This window comes from Cellulosimicrobium sp. Marseille-Q4280, assembly GCF_943181405.1.
Taxonomy (GTDB): Bacteria; Actinomycetota; Actinomycetes; order Actinomycetales; family Cellulomonadaceae; genus Cellulosimicrobium.
Map to the genome: position 1 here is coordinate 323,698 of NZ_CALPBY010000007.1, position 17,775 is coordinate 341,472.

At 71.3% G+C, this 17,775-nt stretch carries 15 protein-coding genes and 1 pseudogene; 11 read left to right on the top strand and 5 right to left on the bottom strand.

The window, feature by feature from the left end:
• Positions 1-44: 44 nt before the first annotated feature.
• Complete coding sequence (locus NFS20_RS18655) at positions 45-1,646, bottom strand: acyl-CoA carboxylase subunit beta (protein ID WP_251153369.1); 1,602 nt, start codon at positions 1,644-1,646, stop codon at positions 45-47.
• A gap of 212 nt (positions 1,647-1,858) precedes the next feature.
• Between NFS20_RS18655 and NFS20_RS18660 the strand changes: the two genes are divergently transcribed.
• The gene (locus tag NFS20_RS18660) at positions 1,859-2,839 is read left to right on the top strand and encodes a biotin--[acetyl-CoA-carboxylase] ligase (RefSeq protein ID WP_251153294.1); all 981 of its coding nucleotides are present in this window, start codon (positions 1,859-1,861) and stop codon (positions 2,837-2,839) included.
• Between the two features lie 65 nt (positions 2,840-2,904).
• Entirely contained in the window at positions 2,905-4,002 is a 1,098-nt protein-coding gene (locus NFS20_RS18665; RefSeq protein ID WP_251153295.1) for an adenylate/guanylate cyclase domain-containing protein, read from the top strand.
• A 4-nt stretch (positions 4,003-4,006) separates the two neighbouring features.
• Here the strand turns inward: NFS20_RS18665 and NFS20_RS18670 are convergent, their stop codons facing one another.
• Positions 4,007-4,771 carry an SOS response-associated peptidase gene (locus tag NFS20_RS18670; protein ID WP_251153296.1) on the bottom strand — a complete coding sequence of 255 codons (765 nt, stop codon included), beginning with the start codon at positions 4,769-4,771 and terminating at the stop codon, positions 4,007-4,009.
• A 136-nt stretch (positions 4,772-4,907) separates the two neighbouring features.
• Here NFS20_RS18670 and NFS20_RS18675 point away from each other — a divergent pair, with 136 nt between their 5' ends.
• The 3 genes from NFS20_RS18675 (at position 4,908) to NFS20_RS18685 (ending at position 9,971) form a co-directional block, all read left to right on the top strand.
• Entirely contained in the window at positions 4,908-6,143 is a 1,236-nt protein-coding gene (locus tag NFS20_RS18675; protein WP_251153297.1) for a multidrug effflux MFS transporter, read from the top strand.
• Between the two features lie 86 nt (positions 6,144-6,229).
• Positions 6,230-8,518 carry an esterase-like activity of phytase family protein gene (locus NFS20_RS18680; RefSeq protein ID WP_251153298.1) on the top strand — a complete coding sequence of 763 codons (2,289 nt, stop codon included), beginning with the start codon at positions 6,230-6,232 and terminating at the stop codon, positions 8,516-8,518.
• A 133-nt stretch (positions 8,519-8,651) separates the two neighbouring features.
• A complete protein-coding gene (locus tag NFS20_RS18685) occupies positions 8,652-9,971 on the top strand; it encodes an LCP family protein (protein ID WP_251153299.1) in 1,320 nt (439 codons plus the stop codon).
• A 62-nt stretch (positions 9,972-10,033) separates the two neighbouring features.
• Here NFS20_RS18685 and NFS20_RS18690 read toward each other — a convergent pair whose 3' ends face one another.
• Entirely contained in the window at positions 10,034-11,263 is a 1,230-nt protein-coding gene (locus NFS20_RS18690) for a pyridoxal phosphate-dependent aminotransferase (protein WP_251153300.1), read from the bottom strand.
• 202 nt (positions 11,264-11,465) lie between these two features.
• Here NFS20_RS18690 and NFS20_RS18695 point away from each other — a divergent pair, with 202 nt between their 5' ends.
• Positions 11,466-11,882 carry a hypothetical protein gene (locus NFS20_RS18695; RefSeq protein WP_353050485.1) on the top strand — a complete coding sequence of 139 codons (417 nt, stop codon included), beginning with the start codon at positions 11,466-11,468 and terminating at the stop codon, positions 11,880-11,882.
• Positions 11,883-11,927: 45 nt separating this feature from the next.
• Here the strand turns inward: NFS20_RS18695 and NFS20_RS18700 are convergent, their stop codons facing one another.
• Positions 11,928-12,557 (bottom strand): hypothetical protein, encoded by a 630-nt coding sequence (locus tag NFS20_RS18700; RefSeq protein WP_251153301.1) that lies wholly within the window; start codon positions 12,555-12,557, stop codon positions 11,928-11,930.
• Positions 12,558-12,920: 363 nt separating this feature from the next.
• Positions 12,921-13,466, bottom strand: a complete 546-nt coding sequence (locus NFS20_RS18705) for a hypothetical protein (RefSeq protein ID WP_251153302.1) — start codon at positions 13,464-13,466, stop codon at positions 12,921-12,923.
• 130 nt (positions 13,467-13,596) lie between these two features.
• Between NFS20_RS18705 and NFS20_RS18710 the strand changes: the two genes are divergently transcribed.
• The 5 genes and pseudogenes from NFS20_RS18710 (at position 13,597) to NFS20_RS18725 (ending at position 17,769) form a co-directional block, all read left to right on the top strand.
• Positions 13,597-13,791: a hypothetical protein gene (locus NFS20_RS18710; RefSeq protein ID WP_251153303.1), complete on the top strand. Its 195-nt coding sequence runs from the start codon at positions 13,597-13,599 to the stop codon at positions 13,789-13,791.
• Between the two features lie 257 nt (positions 13,792-14,048).
• Positions 14,049-14,639 carry a hypothetical protein gene (locus NFS20_RS18715; protein ID WP_251153304.1) on the top strand — a complete coding sequence of 197 codons (591 nt, stop codon included), beginning with the start codon at positions 14,049-14,051 and terminating at the stop codon, positions 14,637-14,639.
• A 136-nt stretch (positions 14,640-14,775) separates the two neighbouring features.
• Positions 14,776-15,126, top strand: coding sequence for a 4-fold beta flower protein (locus NFS20_RS22390; RefSeq protein WP_502800841.1), 351 nt, complete (start codon positions 14,776-14,778; stop codon positions 15,124-15,126).
• 158 nt (positions 15,127-15,284) lie between these two features.
• Positions 15,285-16,237, top strand: a pseudogene (locus NFS20_RS18720) (IS481 family transposase).
• 872 nt (positions 16,238-17,109) lie between these two features.
• Positions 17,110-17,769 carry a hypothetical protein gene (locus tag NFS20_RS18725; RefSeq protein WP_251153305.1) on the top strand — a complete coding sequence of 220 codons (660 nt, stop codon included), beginning with the start codon at positions 17,110-17,112 and terminating at the stop codon, positions 17,767-17,769.
• The last annotated feature ends 6 nt before the right edge of the window (positions 17,770-17,775 follow it).

Below are 17,775 nucleotides of genomic sequence, written 5' to 3' on the forward strand. Positions count from 1 at the left end.
CTCCCTCCGCGTCGTGCGTCCGTCGTCCAGGTTCCCGGCGGCGCTCACAGCGGGATGTTCCCGTGCTTCTTCGGGGGCAGGCTCGCGCGCTTCGTGCGCAGCGCCCGCAGCGCGCGCACGACCTGCACGCGCGTCTCCGACGGCCGGATCACCGCGTCGACGTAGCCGCGCTCCGCGGCGTCCCACGGGTTGACGATCGCGTCCTCGTACTCCGCGACGAGGCGCGCGCGCTCGGCGTCCACGTCCTCGCCGGCGTCGGCCGCCCGCTTGAGCGCCGCACGCTGGAGGATGTTCACCGCGCCGCCGGCGCCCATGACGGCGACCTGCGCCGTCGGCCACGCGAGGTTGACGTCCGCGCCCAGCTGCTTGGAGCCCATGACGATGTACGCGCCGCCGTACGCCTTGCGCGTGATGACCGTGACGAGCGGGACGGTGGCCTCGGCGTACGCGTAGATGAGCTTCGCGCCGCGGCGGATGATGCCCTGGTGCTCCTGGTCGACGCCCGGGAGGAACCCGGGGACGTCGACGAGCGTGAGCACCGGGATGTTGAACGCGTCGCACGTCCGCACGAACCGCGCCGCCTTCTCCGCGGCGTCGATGTCGAGCGTCCCGGCCATCGACAGCGGCTGGTTCGCGACCACGCCCACCGACTGGCCCTCGACGTGCCCGAACCCGACGACGACGTTCTTCGCGAACAGAGGCTGCACCTCGAGGAACGCGCCCTCGTCGAGCACGTGCTCGATCACCGTGCGCATGTCGTACGGCTGGGAGTCCGAGTCCGGGACCAGGGCGTCGAGCTCGAGGTCCTCGTCGGTGACCTCGAGCTCGGTGTCCTCCGGCGGGAACGACGGCGCGTCCGACAGGTTGTTCTGCGGCAGGTACGAGACGAGGTGGCGCACGTAGTCGATCGCGTCGTCCTCGTCGGCCCCCAGGTAGTGCGCGACACCGGACGTCGAGTTGTGCGTCAGCGCGCCGCCGAGCTCCTCGAAGCCCACGTCCTCGCCCGTCACGGCCCGGATCACGTCGGGGCCCGTGATGAACATGTTCGACGTCTTGTCCGCCATGACGATGAAGTCCGTCAGGGCGGGGGAGTAGACGGCACCGCCCGCGCTCGGGCCGAGGATGAGCGAGATCTGCGGGATCACGCCCGACGACGCGACGTTGCGCCGGAAGATCTCCGCGAACTGCGTGAGCGCCGCGACGCCCTCCTGGATGCGTGCGCCGCCGCCGTCGCTGATGCCGATCAGGGGGACGCCCGTCCGCAGCGCGAGGTCCTGCACCTTCGTGATCTTCTGGCCGTGCACCTCGCCGAGGCTCCCGCCGAACACCGTGAAGTCCTGGCTGTAGACGCACACCTGGCGGCCGTCGATCGTGCCGTGCCCGACGACGACGCCGTCGCCCGCGAGCCGCTTCTTCTCCAGACCGAAGTTGACGGAGCGGTGCTTCGCGAACGCGTCGAGCTCGACGAAGCTCCCCTCGTCGAGCAGCGCATCGATGCGCTCGCGCGCCGTCTTCTTGCCGCGCGCGTGCTGCTTCTCCCGCGCCGCCTCCTCGGGGACTGTCGTCGCCTCGGCGCGGCGGCGGTCCAGGTCGGCGAGCTTCGCCGCCGTCCCGGTGAGGTGCGAGGCGTCGCCGTCGGTCGTCACGTGCGCGTCGGTCGTGGCAGGTTCGGTCACGACGTCGAGCCTAGTTGGTGGGTCCGACCACCTCGATGCGGTCGTCACCAGCGCGATGGGGGCGGGCGTTGGTGGGTCTCGACAAGCGGGAAGGTCGGGTCCCGCCCACCCCGACCTCGTCCGTCGGCTCGCTCTCAGGACCGTCGACGTGCCCGCAGCCGCTGGTGAGGGAGGATGGCGGGATGGTGAGCGTGCCCGACGGCGAGTCCCGGCAGGACGACGCGGTCCGCCCCGCGCTGCGGGCGGAGTTCCTGCGCGAGCTGCTCGTCCGGCCCGCGGGCCCGCTCGCACGGCTCGAGGTCGTCGAGGAGTCGACGTCGACGAACGCCGAGCTCGCGAAGGCCGTCGCCGCGGACCCGGGCGCGTGGCCGGCGCCGGCGCTGCTCGTCGCGGAGCACCAGGGCGTCGGGCGGGGCCGGCTCGGGCGGTCGTGGACGACGCCGCCCCGAGCGGCGCTCCTCGGCTCGCTGCTCCTGCGCCCCGACGTGCCGCGCGAGGCGCTGAGCTGGCTGCCGCTGCTCGCCGGGCTGGCGACGGTCCGGGCGCTGCGCGCGACGGCCGGCGTCGACGCCGTCGTGAAGTGGCCCAACGACGTGCTCGTCCCGGACCCCGGCGCCGTGTCAGGGCCCCAGGTCACCCCGGTGTCGTCCCGTCCTGACACCACGGCGGACCTCGGTGGCGTGTCAGGGCCGAAGGTCACCCCGGTGTCGTCCCGCCCTGACACGCCGCGGCCGTTGCTCAAGGTCGCCGGGATCCTCGCCGAGGTCCTGCCCGACGGGGGCGTCGTCGTCGGCGTCGGCCTCAACGTGACCCAGGCGCGGGACGAGCTGCCCGTGCCGACGGCGACGTCGCTCGCTCTCGCCGGCGCCGCGACGACAGATCGCGAGGTGCTCCTCGTCGCGCTCGAGGAGGCGTTCCACGAGGTCGTGGTCCGCTGGCAGGACGCCGGCGGGGACGCGGCCGCCGCGGGCCTCGACGCCGATCTCCTCCGGGTCTGCGCCACGATCGGCACGCGCGTCCGCGTCGAGCGCGTCGGCGGGGACGAGTCCGTCGGGACCGCGACCGGGCTCGCTCCCGACGGCGGACTCGTCGTCCGGCACGACGACGGCACCACGAGCGTCCAGCACAGCGGCGACGTCCACCACCTGCGGCCACACGCCTGACCGGCCGTGACCCGCGGCCGCAGGGTCCGATCACCGCCGGGACTGCCCGGTCGTAGGATCGCGGGGTGCCCGAGGAGAACGACGCCGCAGCCCGGAACGACGAGACGACCGCCGACGATGCCACCGCCCCTGCCGACGCCGACGTCGCCGACGGCGGGGGCGCGGCGACGGAGGCCGTCCTCGACGAGGCGCTGCTCGGCGGTCCCCGCACCCTCACGCTCGAGCGTCTCGCACAGCGTGCCGGCGTCGACGAGACCCGGGTGCGTGCCTACTGGCAAGCCCTCGGACTGCCGATCACGGAGGGCGAGGAACGCGCCTTCACCGAGCTGGACGCGCAGGCGCTCGCGGACGTCTTCGCGTTCTCCGGGTCCGAGCAGCTCGACGACCGCGCGCTGACGACCCTCATCCGCTCCACCGGGCACACGACCGAACGCCTCGTGCTGTGGCAGGTCGAGGCCCTCGTCGAGCACCTGACACGCCGGTTCGACCTCGACGACACGAGCGCGCGGCTGCTCGTCCTCGACCGCCTGCCCGACCTCGCCCCGGTCCTGGAGGAGCAGCTCCTGCACGCGTGGCGGCGCCAGCTCGCCGCGGTCGCGGGGCGGTTCGCGGTCGAGTTCTCGCAGGCACGCGACACGGCCGTCGACGAGCACGCGCTCCCGCTGCCGCGCGCCGTCGGGTTCGCGGACATCGTGTCGTTCACGCAGCGCACGCGCGGCCTCGGGTCGAGCGAGCTCGCCGAGTTCGTCCAGCTCTTCGAGACCAGCGCGCGCGACGTCATCACGGCCGCCGGCGGCCGGGTCGTCAAGACGATCGGCGACGCGGTCCTCTACGTCGCGGACGACGTCGCCACGGGTGCGCGGGTCGCGCTCGGCCTGGCGGCGGCGGGAGGGCGCGAGGAGGACGTCGACGTGCCGCCGGTCCGTGTGAGCCTCGTGTGGGGGCGCGTGCTGTCGCGCTTCGGCGACGTGTTCGGGCCGAGCGTGAACCTCGCGGCCCGCCTCGTGGACATCGCCGACCCGACGACGGTGCTCGTCGACCGCGACACCGCGGGCATGCTCGCGCGCGACCAGCGGTTCGCGCTCACCGCGCAGCCCGAGCGCGAGGTCCAGGGACTCGGCACGATCGAGCCCGTCCGGCTCCAGTGGGCCTACCGGGGCTGAGAGCTCAGACCGGGGCGAGCAGCCCGGGGCCGTCGTTCGCGACGGTGTTGACCAGGGTCGGCACCTCGCGCGCCACCATCGGGACGTCGTCGTGCGGACCGCCGAGGCCGAGCAGGTCGGCGGCGCCCTTCGCGTCGACCGCCGGGTCGAGCCACGCGTCCCAGGCGTCCGGGGGCAGGACGAGCGGCATCCGGTCGTGGATCTCGGCGAGGTACGGCGCGGCGTCGGTCGTCACGATGGTCGTCGACACGAGCCAGCGGTCGGGGTCGTCGTCCGCCTTGGTCCGGTCGCGCCAGAACTCGTACAGGCCGGCGAACGCCGCGCCGCGCCCCTCGCCGGGCTCGATGTAGTACGGCTGCTTGGGGGTCTTCCCGCGCCGTGGGCGGGCCTCGTCGCCCGCCGGGGACGCGCCGTCGGGCAGGGGACGCCACTCGTAGTAGCCGTCGGCGGGGACGAGGCAGCGGCGGACGCCGAAGGGCTTCGCGAACGCGGGCTTGTCGAGGATCGTCTCGGCCCGCGCGTTGATCATGCGCGCGCCGCCCGCGGGGCTCTTCGACCACGACGGCACGAGCCCCCAGCGGGCGACGCGCAGCGAGCGCCGCACCTCGCCCGTGTCCTTGGCGGCGCGCTCGACGACGATCCGCACGGGATCCGTCGGGGCGAGGTTCCACGACGGGGGCAGGAGCCGGGCGTCGTCGGCCAGGTCGGCGACGGCGAACTCGTCGGCGAGGTCCTGGGCGTCCCGGAAGGAGGCGTAGCGTCCGCACATGCTTCCAGGGTGCCGCACGGCGCCCACACCCGGCACACACCCGGCACGGCCGCGGCCGCTCGGCCGCTCGGCAGGGAGAGGCGAATCACGTCGCCCGGGGCGATCATGTCGTGATCGAATCGATACGATACCCCCCATGCCCTCCTCCTCGGCCGAGTCCGTCATGCCCCGACCGAGGTCCTCCGCACGCTGGGTCCTGCTGCTCGGTGCGCTCGCGACGCTCCCCGCGCTGACCGTCGACATGTACCTGCCGCTCCTGCCCGAGGTCGGCGCCGAGCTCGGGGCCCCGGACTCGCTCGCGCAGCTCACGCTCTCGGGCATGCTCGTCGGCGGCGCGGTGGGGCAGCTCGTCATCGGACCGCTCTCGGACCGCTACGGCCGCCGCCTGCCCGTGATGATCGGCCTGACCCTCCACGTCGTCACGTCGCTGCTGTGCGCGCTCGCGCCCAACATCGGCATGCTCATCGCGCTGCGCGTCCTCCAGGGCTTCTTCAACGCCTCCGCGTCGGTCGTCGCGATCGCCGCCATCCGCGACCGGTTCACCGGGTCCGACGCCGCGCGCGTGCTCTCGCGGCTGATGCTCGTCATCGGTCTCGCGCCGCTCCTCGCGCCGTCGATCGGCTCCTTCATCGGGGCGCACGCGTCGTGGCGGGCCGTGTTCTGGGTGCCCGCGCTGGGCGGGATCGTGCTCGCCGCGATCGTCGCGCTCTGGATGCCGGAGTCCCTGCCGCTCGAGCGCCGCCGCCCCGCGGGAGCCCGGACCGTGCTGCGCGGCTACCGGAGCCTGCTGCGCGACCGGCATTTCGTCGCGCTCGCGGTCCTGCCCGGCCTCGGGCAGGCGGTGCTCATGAGCTACGTCGTCGGGTCGCCCTTCGTGCTCCAGGAGGGCTACGGGCTCAGCCACGGGCAGTTCGCCGCCCTCTTCGCGGTCAACGGCATCGGCCTCGTGCTGTCCGCGCAGCTCAACGCGTCTCTCGTCCGTCGCGTCGCGCCGATCCGCCTCCTGCGGACGGCGCTCGTCGTGCAGGGAGTCTTCGCGGTCGGGCTCGTCGTCGTCGCCGTCTCCGGTGCGGGCGGTCTCGGCGGGATCCTCGTGGCGCTCTTTCTCGTGCTCTCCCTCCAGGGGCTCATCCCGGCGAACGCGTCCGCGCTCGCACTCTCGCGCCACGGCGAGATCGCCGGGACCGCGGCCGCGGTCATCGGCGCGTTCCAGTCGGGCGTGGCGGGCCTCGTGAGCCCGCTCGTCGGCGTCCTCGGGGGCGACGCCGTCGCCATGTCGACCGTCATGCTGGGCGCGGTCGTCGCCTCCCTGCTCGTCCTCGGGCTCGCCACGCCCGCCTTCCGCAAGGGCGGCTGGCACACGCCGGTCTGACGTCGTCACCCGGCGGCCACCGAGTCGTCGTCGGCGCGACGCCCACCGGACATGCGGGCGACGCCCGGCGGCGTTCTGCTGTTCTCATGAGACCCACAGCCGTGCTCAAGGTCGTCGCCGCCGCGGTCGCCGCGACGCTCCTCCTCCCCGTGACCGCCAGCGCCGCGCCGGTTCCCGGCGCCCCCTCCGACGCAGCGCAGGGCCACGGCTCCGCCGAGCAGGTCGGCGGGCACAACGGCGGGCACGGCTCCGGCCGCACCTGGACGACCGTCCCCACCCTGGTCGCCCGCGCCACCCTGTCGGCGGACCACCTCGAGGAGGGGCCGCCGTCGGGCGCCCTCGTGACGCCCGCCAACGGGCGGCAGGGGCCGTTCGCCGGGCAGGTCGTCCCCGGCTTCTCGGCGATGATCGACAACGGCGACGGCACGTTCTGGGCGCAGCCGGACAACGGGTTCGGCGCCAAGGGCAACTCGGCGGACTTCCTCCTGCGCCTGTACAAGGTGACGCCGCACTGGGAGACGGCTCGGGGCGGGCCCGGAGAGATCGAGGTCGGCGAGCACATCTCCCTGCGCGACCCCGACCACCGGTTCGACTTCCCGATCGTCCACGAGGACACCGACGAGCGGCTCCTCACCGGGGCCGACCTCGACATCGAGTCCGTCGTGCGCGCGAAGGACGGCAGCTTCTGGATCGGCGAGGAGTTCGGGCCGTTCCTCGTGCACGTCGACGCGACCGGCAAGGTCCTGTCCGCGCCCGTCCCGTCCCCCGACGGCAAGTCGCCCGCCAACCCGTACCTCGCTCCGGGCGAGACGCCGCGCGTCGGGTCGAGCCGGGGCTTCGAGGCGCTCGCCGGCTCGCGCGACGGCCGCTACCTCTACCCGGTGCTCGAGGGCGCGCTCGTCGGCGACGACCCGCGCGACCGCGTCGTGCGCCAGTTCGACACGCGCGCCGGCCGCTACACCGACCGGACCTGGACCTACCGCGTCGACACCGACGCGAACGTCGTGGGCGACGCGTTCCTGGTCGGCAAGGACGAGCTGCTCCTCGTCGAGCGCGACGACTTCGAGGGCGAGCAGTCCGTCATCAAGCGCGTGTACCGCGTCGACCTGAGCGAGCGCGACCGGTCCGGGAACCTCGAGAAGGAGCTCGTGCTCGACGCGCTGAAGATCGCCAACCCGCACGGCATCGGTGCCGGCGACGGCTACGGCACGGGCGACCCGTTCTCCCTGCCCGTGCAGTCGTTCGAGACCGTCGTCCAGCTCCGCGACGGGCGCCTGCTCATCGGCAACGACAACAACTACCCGGGCAACGACGCACGCGTCCCGGGCACTCCCGACGACACGGAGCTGGCGGTCGTCGAGCTGCGCCGCGAGAAGGTCGCGACCGACGACGTCACGGTCGTCGCGCACCGCGGCGCGAGCGGCTACCGCCCGGAGCACACGCTCGCCGCCTACGAGCTCGCCATCCAGCAGTGCGCCGACTACATCGAGCCGGACGTCGTCTCCACGAAGGACGGCGTGCTCGTCGCCCGTCACGAGAACGAGATCGGCGGCACGACGGACGTCGGCACCCGTGCCGAGTTCGCCGATCGCCGCACGACCAAGGTGATCGACGGCGCGAGCCTCACCGGGTGGTTCACGGAGGACTTCACGCTCGCCGAGCTCCGCACGCTGCGCGCGAAGGAGCGCATCCCCGCGGTCCGCCCCGGCAACACCGCGTTCGACGGCCTCTACCCCGTGCCGACGCTCGCCGAGGTCCTCGACCTCGCGCGCCACTCCGAGACGTGCGACGGCGAGCAGGTCGGGGTCTACCCGGAGACCAAGCACCCGACGTACTTCGACTCGATCGGGCTCTCGCTCGAGGAGCCGCTCGTCGCGGCGCTGCGCGAGGCGGGTCTCGACTCGTCGAGGGCCCCGGTGATCCTCCAGTCCTTCGAGACCGGCAACCTGCGCGAGCTCGACCGCATGACGAAGGTCGACATCGCCCAGCTCGTGAGCAGCTCCGGCGCACCGTACGACCTCGTCGCGGCCGGCGACCCCCGCACGTACGCCGACCTCGTCACCCGCTCCGGGCTGCGGGAGATCGCGCGCTACGCCGACGGCGTGGGCCTCGAGAAGAACGTCATGATCCCGCGCCGCGCCGACGGCACCCTGGGCGAGCCCACGAGCGTGATCCGCGACGCGCACCGCGCCGGGCTCGAGGTCCACGGCTGGACGTTCCGCGCCGAGAACCAGTTCCTCCCCGCCGAGTTCCGCTCGGGCACCGACCCTGCCGCGCACGGAGACCTGGCGGGGGAGATCCAGCGGTTCCTCGACGCGGGCATGGACGGGTTCTTCACCGACCAGCCCGACCTCGGCGTGGCCGCGGCACGCTGACAGGTCAGGGCCTCCGCGGGGCGTCGTCGGGCACCCGCCCGACGGCGTCCCGCGGCGTCGTCTTCGCGTCACCTTCACCGGTTCGGCGAGACGTCGCGCGCATGCCTCCCCGTGCTGGCTCTACCCTCAGGGGGTGCCCAAGTCTTCCGAGCCGTCCGCGCCCCGCGCGTCGGGCGGCCCGCACCACGCCCGCAGGCTCGCCTCCCACCGCGTCGCGCGGACCGTCGGCCTCGTCCTCACCGGCGCCCTGAGCTTCGCCGCCGTCGGTGCCGGGGCCGTCTATCTCGACCTCAAGTCGAAGATCACGGTGAGCGACGTCTCCGACCTCGTGGTCGGCGGACCGGCCGTCGAGCCGCCGAAGGACCCCGACGACCCCTTCGCCGGGCGCGCCCTCAACATCCTGGTCATGGGCACCGACTACCGCGACGAGGAGAACGCCGCCCTCGCCGGCGAGGAGGAGGGCATGCGTTCCGACACGACCTTCATCGCGCACGTGTCCGGCGACCGCACGCGCATGGAGGTCGTCTCGATCCCGCGCGACTCACTCGTCGAGATCCCCTCCTGCACCCTGCCCGACGGGTCGATGTCCTCGCCGCAGTACGGCATGTTCAACTCCGCTTTCGAGATCGGGTCCGGCGGGGTCGACGACCTCGACCACGCCGCGGCGTGCACCATCACGGCCGTGCAGGAGCTCACCGGCATCCCCGTCACGAACCACGTCGTCGTGAAGATGTCGGGCGTCATCGGCGTCGTCGACGCCATCGGCGGCGTGACGATGTGCTTCCCCGAGGACGTCGTGGGCGGTGTCCACTCGCCCGCCCTCAACATCCCCGCCGGTCAGCGCGACCTCGACGGCAGGACGTCGATCGAGTTCCTCCGTGCGCGCAAGGGCCAGGGCATGGGTCTCGAGATGGGCAGCGACCTCGCCCGGATCCAGCGCCAGCAGGCGTTCATCGACTCCGCCGTGCGCGAGATCCTGTCGAAGGACCTCATCACCAACTCGCCGCAGCTCTACGGCATGATCCAGGCCGTGCTCAGCTCGATCAGCGCCGACCAGACCATCGCGGACCCGACGGCGCTCGCCGGCCTCGCGTTCAGCCTGCGGAACATCGACCCGTCCGAGGTCGTGTTCACCGAGCTGCCGGTGGTCACGGCCAGCAGCGACGCCAACCGCGTCGAGTGGACCTCCGCCGCCGACGAGATCTGGCAGCGCATCGTCGCCGACGAGCCGCCGCCTGGCCACGAGGCGCCCGTCGACCCGCGCGACGACGCGACGACCGGTGACGGGACCCAGGAACCCGGCACCGACCCGGCACCCCCCGCGGACGCGGGTCAGCCTCCGGCGGACGCCGGTCAGCCCCCGGCCGACGGCGGCGCGACCGACCCGGGCGCGGCCCCCACGGAGCCCGCCCCCGAGGAGACGCTGCTCCCCGGCGTGTGCCCGCCCTCCTGACGACCCCGCTCCGGCACGGCCGCCGCCGACACCGTCGTCGGGGTGCAAGGGTGTCAGAGGCGTCAGGGGCGTCTCGCCCGCCGCAGCCGGTCCACCGCCTCGCGCAGCACGTCCTCGCGCTTGACGAACGTGAACCGGACGCGCGAGGCGAGGGCGCGCGCCGTCGTCGAACCGGGGGTGCAGAACGCGCTCACCGGGACGGCGACGACGCCCGCGAGCGCCGGCAGCTCCCGGCACAGGGCGATGCCGTCGTCGAAGCCCAGGGGGGCGCCGTCGGCCACGACGAAGTACGTCCCCTGCGGCACGACGACCTCGAACCCCGCGGAGACGAGCCCCGAGCACAGCAGGTCGCGGCGCGCGGAGAGGGAGTCGGCGAGGGCGCGGGGCGTCTCGTCGTCGGACAGCGCGTCGGCGATCGCGGGCTGGAAGGGCGCGCCGGACGTGTAGGTGAGGAACTGCTTGACCGTGCGGACCGCCGTGACGAGCGGTGCCGGGCCGTGCAGCCAGCCGATCTTCCAGCCGGTGAACGAGAACGTCTTACCCGCGGACGAGATGGTGATCGTGCGGTCCCGCATGCCGGGGAGCGTCGCGATCGGCACGTGCTCCGTGTCGTCGAACGTCAGGTGCTCGTAGACCTCGTCCGTGACGACGACGGCGTCGTGACGGCGCGCGACGGCGGCGATCGCGTCGAGCTCGTCGAGGTCCAGCACCGTGCCCGTCGGGTTGTGCGGGGTGTTGACGAGGATCAGGCGCGTGCGGTCGGTGACGGCAGCGCGCAGGGCCTCCGTGTCGAGGCGGAACCGGTCGGTGCCCGGCAGCAGCGGCACCGTGACGTGCCGTGCTCCCGCGAGCGCGATGCACGCGGCGTGGGAGTCGTAGAACGGCTCGAGCGTCACGACGTCGTCGCCCGGGCCCGCGAGCGCGAGGACCGTCGCGGCGATCGCCTCGGTCGCGCCCGTGGTCACGAGGACCTCGGTGTCCGGGTCCGGGTCGAGCCCGTAGTGGCGGTACTGGTGAGCCGCGATCGCGTTGCGCAGCTCGAGGATCCCGGGTCCCGGCGGGTACTGGTTGTGCCCCTCCTCGATCGCACGCTGAGCCGCGTGCTTGACCGTCGAGGGGCCGTCGACGTCGGGGAAGCCCTGCCCCAGGTTGATCGCGCCCGTGCGCCGCGCGAGCTCGGTCATCTCGGCGAAGATCGTCGACGCGACCGTGCCGTCGGCGCGCAGGAGCCCCGTCGCGCGCGCGGCGTCCTGCCAGCGGCCGGGCGGGAGGGAGCCGGTCGAGTGAGTCATGCGCCGACCCTACTGGGCGTCCTCGCGACCAGGATGTGGGACGCGCGGTGGCGTGACCTCGCGAGGATCCGCGGGATTCCGCGGCTCGGACGGCCTTGTCCACAGGGGGCCTGCCGCGGGCGTCCGAGATGCCCTACTCTCTGGCGCAGTTCGATCGGTGCGCGGCAACGGTTGCCGGGCAGGGGGAGCGGGGGACGCTCGGATGGCTGTCGACGCGCACGGCATCGCCGTGCTCGAGAGCGAGGTGCGCGAGCTCGTCCGACGCCGCGGTGTCGACCCGGCGCGGGACCGGGCCGCGGTCGACCGGCTCGTCCGCGACGCGATCGCCGACTACGAGACACGCAGCACCATCGGCGCCGTCGTCCCGCTCGTCGACCCGACCGGCGCGAGCCGTGCGGTCGTCGACGCCGTCGCCGGGCTCGGACCGCTCGAGCAGTACCTCGACGACCCGGCGGTCGAGGAGATCTGGATCAACGCCCCGCACCAGGTGTTCGTCGCGCGCGGTGGCGAGTCGGAGCTCACGACGACGATCCTCACGGGCCAGCAGGCGCGCGACCTCGTCGAGCAGATGCTGCGCTCCTCCGGCAGGCGGCGCGACCTGTCAGAGCCGCAGACTTGACATATGACACCGGTCACAGTCGGTGCAAGGGGTACGTCGAGGCGTCTACGAATGCAGCAGCGGCGGGGTCTTCCGGCGGACGGCACCAGCACCGATCGACACGAGACCGACACCGAGCACGGCGGTCAAGAGTCCGACGAGGCTGGAGCGGGACTCGATAACTTCGGCAGTGCCGAGGGATGCGGTGCACAGACCTACGGCGAGCAGGATGGCCCATACGAACTCGGAGCGCGTCCCGCCCTCCACCTGGTAAAGCATGGTCAGTTTCGGGGGCGAGACCTCCTCGCCGCGCCAGTACTCGGCGGCGATGCGGTACCGCTCCAGGTGCACGCGAATGCCGCGACGCAGCGTGAGCCATGAGGCGGCGACTCCCGAGAGGAAGACCCCAACGACGTCCGTCGAGTCGTAGGTCCGGATCACGACGAACGGAACGGCAACGACCATGAGGATGGTTTCCACGTAATAGCGTGGCGGGACCATCACGCTCGCGACCATGTGAGCGGTAGCCATGGCGCGGAGTTGCTGGAGCGCCTCCGTGCGATGGTCGTTGGCCTCGCCGTCTGCAAGTTGCTTCGTCCATTCGGCCACTCGGCGCATGCGTGACCGCTGGGTAAGTTGGTCGACGGCGACGAGCAGGGCCACGATCGAGGCGACGGCCGCGACGACAGGAGCCACGACGTCTAGCACTTCGTCCACGTGTCTCCCCAGAGTTCAGCCGTGCAGCGATCGGTTCAGAACTATCCCGAAGTGTGGGTCTCTCCCTCCTCTCGGCGCGCCGCGTCGAGCGAACTCGTCGCCGAGCCGGACGACGGCGAGCCGCCGTCCTGACGTACGCCAGGAAGACCCTGCCCGTGCACCTCGAGCGAGGTCGGGACACCTCGGCCTAGGTGGCGCGAGTTGGGGGGCACATTGGGCGGCATCGAGGGAGTTCGACAGTTTGTACTGACACACATAAGTGCGTCGCGGGATGTTTCCGCCACCGCTCCCGTGTCAAGAAAGTCTCTTGGTGAGCGCCGTCGCGCCTTCTCGCCCACAACCTCAGAGCGCATCCATTAGATCGGTCTTCATCGTCACGACGAGCCTGTCAAAACGAATCTGAACCCTCTCGACGTCGTCGCTGACGACGGCCCTATATCGTCGAGCGTTCGCATCAACACCGTTGAGAACATGGAGCATGTCTTGCGCAGCATCGTTCACTTCCACAGGTCCGACGAGTCGCGTCGTAGCCACGCATCGCGCGACCCGCGTGCGGAACCCCTCACCAGCCGAGTCAGCCGCCAGCCCTTCTGGCGCGGTTAGCACCGCAGCGCCGAGGCTTAGGCCCGCCCTGTGGTTCATGACGTCGATCCATTCGGACGCGGCGACCGTGAGTTGAAGGTAGGCATCTCGCCGTTCCTCAAGTAGATGCACCCGTCGTGCCGCCTCGGCCTCGCGCTCGGCGGTCTCGCGGCGCTCGGTTGCGGCATCGATGTCGCGCCGCTTCTGGGCGGCGAGATTCGAGAGGTTGCCCCACAGCGTGGCGGCGATGCCCGCGAGTCCGACAGCACCGGTGATTGCGAGCGGTAGCCATTCCCCGGGTTCCATGCCGGGAACCTAGCGCCCCGCGCCCACGACGAGGCGGCGCCGCGCCCCACCCGAGACACGCGACGCCGCCCCTGCCTCGACGGCAGCGCTCGGCGGCCGGCTCTAGCTCCACGATGGGAAGGTCGCACTGATGGCGTTTTCACTCGATGCGTGGCTGACCAAGCTCGAGCACGGTGCTGATGAGGCAGAGGCGTGGGCCAAGGACGTCGAAGCACTCATCGACGCCGGTGCACTAAGAGATCTCGTCAAGCAGCTCGTCGACCGAGGCAAGCACGAGACGAGCCCGTGCCGCCGAGCGCGACCGCAGTCGAATGCGCAGCAGTAATGTCATGAGAGGGATGCGCCGGACGCTCCCAGCCGGGGCACACCCAACCGTTCTCAGCGACCCACGCCGCGATGGCACGCTTCCGACGTTCACGCTCACGGGGGTCACGAGCTGCGCGCGACCTCCGCGACAAGGGCCGCTGCGAGTGCTCAGGGCAGTACGTCCGCCCAGTCACCCGAGCCTCACAGCCCGTCCGACCGCACCGCTTCGGAGCCCTTAGCATCCAGCCTCCCAACGAGCGCCGATATTGTTCCGCCATGGAGCCCGTGTCCTGGTGGACCATCATCCCGATCAGCGCGATCGTCTCCGCGCTCGTCACTCTGACGATCCGCTACCTCGACAAACCCCGCCCGCACCTCGTTGTGGTACGCCGGGGACTCCTGCTGCCCACGTCAGAGACCAAGATGTTGGATATCTACGGCAAGCCCACCACGATCCACAACTACGGGAACGGCACCGCGTACGGCGTCCGCATCGTCGGGTCCAGCTGTGTCGTCGGTGTCCGGATGCCGAAGGCTCACGCCTTCGGCGGGGATTCGTGGAACGACTACCTACCAGCGATCGAGCCCGGTGAGACGGTCGTTCTCGACGTCCACAACCTCGATGAGAACAGCACCCCGCGGATCGTAATCACCCGCGACCGGTTTCCCTCGCTGCCAGCACTCAGGGGACTGCGACGAGTGCAGGTCTTTCGTTTGGACCGGATGCTCGTCGAGAACCCGTTGCCGCCGGGGGGCTTCGAACCACGCGCCATCCCGGCATTACGTCGTCGCCTGGGGATCGTCGCGCCCTACGGGCTCACGGCGCGCGTGAACTCCAATAATCCGGGGTCATTCCTCGACGAGTAATGACCAGCACCAGAAGGCCCAGACCCTGGCAGATGAAAGTTTGCAGACCCCTGCGGTACTGGGCGCCGACCGGGGAGGGGGTGGTGGCAGTGGCGGACGCCAAGAAGTGTCGGTGGTTCGTGCGACGATCCGCGACATGGAGCCTCTGTACGACCGAACTGGCGTCGTTGTAGCGTGGATCTACTCGGATCGGGTGCTGGACCTGCATGGCCAGACCCTTGGCTGGGCGAGGGGCGACTCCGTGTACTCCCGGCGTGGGTCGCACCGTGCGTGGTTCGACCGCGGCGTGGTGTATGACCACTCGGGTCGCGCGCTCGCGTTCGCTGCAGGTGCGACGGGTGGGCCGGCCAAGCCTGGTCGGGCCGGACAGCCGGGGCGCCCGGGTGTGTCGGCGTCACCCGGTCGTCCTGGGTTCAGTGCGAAGCCTGGTCGATCCGGTCTCACGGGTTCGTGGTCGTCGCAGTCGCTGCCTGACCTGCTGGGGTAGCGGGGGGTGTGTGGTGGCACCGGCGACCTAGTAGGCCATCCCCCGCGAGCAACGCGCTAGCTGTACCCGGCCACAAGGTTGGTGGCAGTTCCGGTTGTCGACGGGAGGACCTCCGGGCTTAGTGGAGATGTCGAAGTCTTCACAACCCGGAGGTCCTCGTGTCCCACGCAAATGCCCGGTTGACGGTCCGGGGCAAGATGCTGATCGTCGAGCGTCGCGGTCAGGGCTGGAAGCAGGCGCATATCGCTGCGGCGATGGGCGTCTCGCGCAAGACCGTGCGGTACTGGCTGGCCCGATCCGCTACTGAGGGCGAGCGGGCCTGCACGACCGCTCCTCACGGCCGCACCGTTGCCCGACCAGGACGCCGCCGCAGGTCGAGGCCAGGGTCGTCGCCCTGCGACGGGCCGAGCGGCGCGGGCGCGACCAGATCGCCGCTGAGCTCGCCATGCCGGCCTGGACCGTCTCGCGGATCCTGGCCCGCCACCACATGCCGCACCTGGCCGTGCTGGACCCGATGACCGGTGAACGTCTGAGGGCCTCCAAGACGACCGCGGTCCGCTACGAACGCGACCGGCCCGGCGAACTGGTCCACATGGACGTCAAGAAGCTCGGGCGCATCCCCGACGGCGGCGGCTGGCGCGCCCACGGCCGCGGCCCCGGCGACAACCGCGACCGCAAGCACGGCACCGGCTACGACTACGTCCACTCGCTCGTCGACGACCACTCCCGCCTGGCGTACTCCGAGATCCTGCCCGACGAGAAGGGCACCACCTGCGCCGCCTTCCCGACCCGCGCGATCGCCTACTTCGCCACGCACGGCATCACCACGATCGAGCGCCTCATGACCGACAACGCCTGGGCCTACCGCTGGTCACTGCGGGACCTGTGCGCTGCTCACGGCATCCGGCAGAAGTTCATCAAGCCCCACTGCCCCTGGCAGAACGGGAAGGTAGAACCCCTCAACCGAACCCTCACAACCGAATGGGCCTACCGCCAGATCTTCATCAGCAATGCCGAGCGCGCCGCCGCACTGGCACCCTGGATCGAGTACTACAACACCCGACGCCGCCACCACGCACTCGGCGGCCTGCCACCGACCAGCCGGCTGTAACCAACCTCCTGGCCGGGTATAGCTAGCGCGGTAATTCAGTGGGGGACTGCTGGCGAGTGGGTCGGCGGCGTGGGCGCAATCATCGCGGCCGGCGTGCCGCTTGTGCTCTACCTGATCGAGCGACGGGAGCGCATCGCAGGCGTACCTGATCTGACTCTCGACGACGTCGACGACTGAACTGGCGCGGGACGGATCGTCGCAGTCTCTTGCATTCCGAGCCCGTCGCGAGCGCGCACCCCGGGTGCCCCCCACCCCACCCCCACGGCGACCGCCGGTGCAGAGCGCCTGTCTCTCTCCGTGAATCGAAAAACCCCCGGCAGGTCGCCGAGGCCGGGCGCGATACGCGGCCAGCGAGGTCTATAGGATCGTTTGGTGGCCGACTGGACTACGCCTAAGGCACTCGCGGGGGATCTCGGGGTAACGGCGTCGGCCGTGCGCCGCTGGCTGCGCGACAACGTCGTCCGCGTCGAGTCGGGCCCCTGGGTGATCGACGACGACGTCGCTTCCCGAGTTCGAGCCCGCTTCGAGGCAACACGGCCGGCGCGTGAGCGCGGCCGGGGAGAGTGCGCGACCGACGACTGCGACCGGACGGCCGTCGGACGCGGTTGGTGCCGCATGCACTACAACCGGTGGTATCGAACCGGGCGAGTCGACGGCGTCGTCTCGGGCGCACACCAACTCGCGAAGACGCACTGTCCGCACGGGCACGAGTACACGCCCGAGAACACCATCGTCTACCCCTCGGATGGACGGCGACGGTGTCGGACATGCCGGAGCTCTACGGGGTAGCAGAAGTGGGCGGCTCAACCCCACTATGAGCCCGTCGGCTACCCTGTCCTTGGCATCTGGTCGACCGTTAACGAGGGGGTTCGGTGGGTACGTGGCGTGGGCCCGCCGATAGGTGGCCGGAGCACAGCAAGCAGTGGTTCCAGGACGCTCTGGCCGAGGCGCGTAGTGCCGGCTGGCACTTTCTCGACTTTTCGTCGCATTCGTTCGGTTTGGTCGCCTGTCGGGTCGACCTTGAGGACCGATGTGAGTTCCCAATCTTCAGTACAGGTCGAGCCGGCGAGGATGCCGCCCAGACCCTGCAGAAGATGGTGCGGCGCTGCCCTCATCGCGCACCGGAGGCGAAGCCCTTCGGAGCCGCAGCCCACCTCGGCAGAGCGGAAGACTCTCTCAAGAAGGGGCAGCGGCTCGCGAGCGCGGCCGAGGTTTGTCTCGCCGCGCAAGACGCAAGCAACCACGCGCAGGAGCTTCTCGAGCAGGCCATGGAGGTCGTTGAGCATGCGCAGCGGAACTTCGACGAGGCTCTGGAAGAGGAACGGGCCGCCTCTGAGCTCCTGAAGACGGTCGACCCCGATCTGGCTGCCATGCCTACCGTCGCCGTCGTTGAAGGTGCCGCAGAGCATCACCGTGATGCCACTCGCTCGTTACGTCGTGTCACCAAGGAGAGCCCGCGCAAGCGCGCGGTCGGGAAGGCGCTCGGAGAGCTCCGAGCCCAAATTGAGGCCCTCCAGAGAGCCGACCTGTAGCGCGGA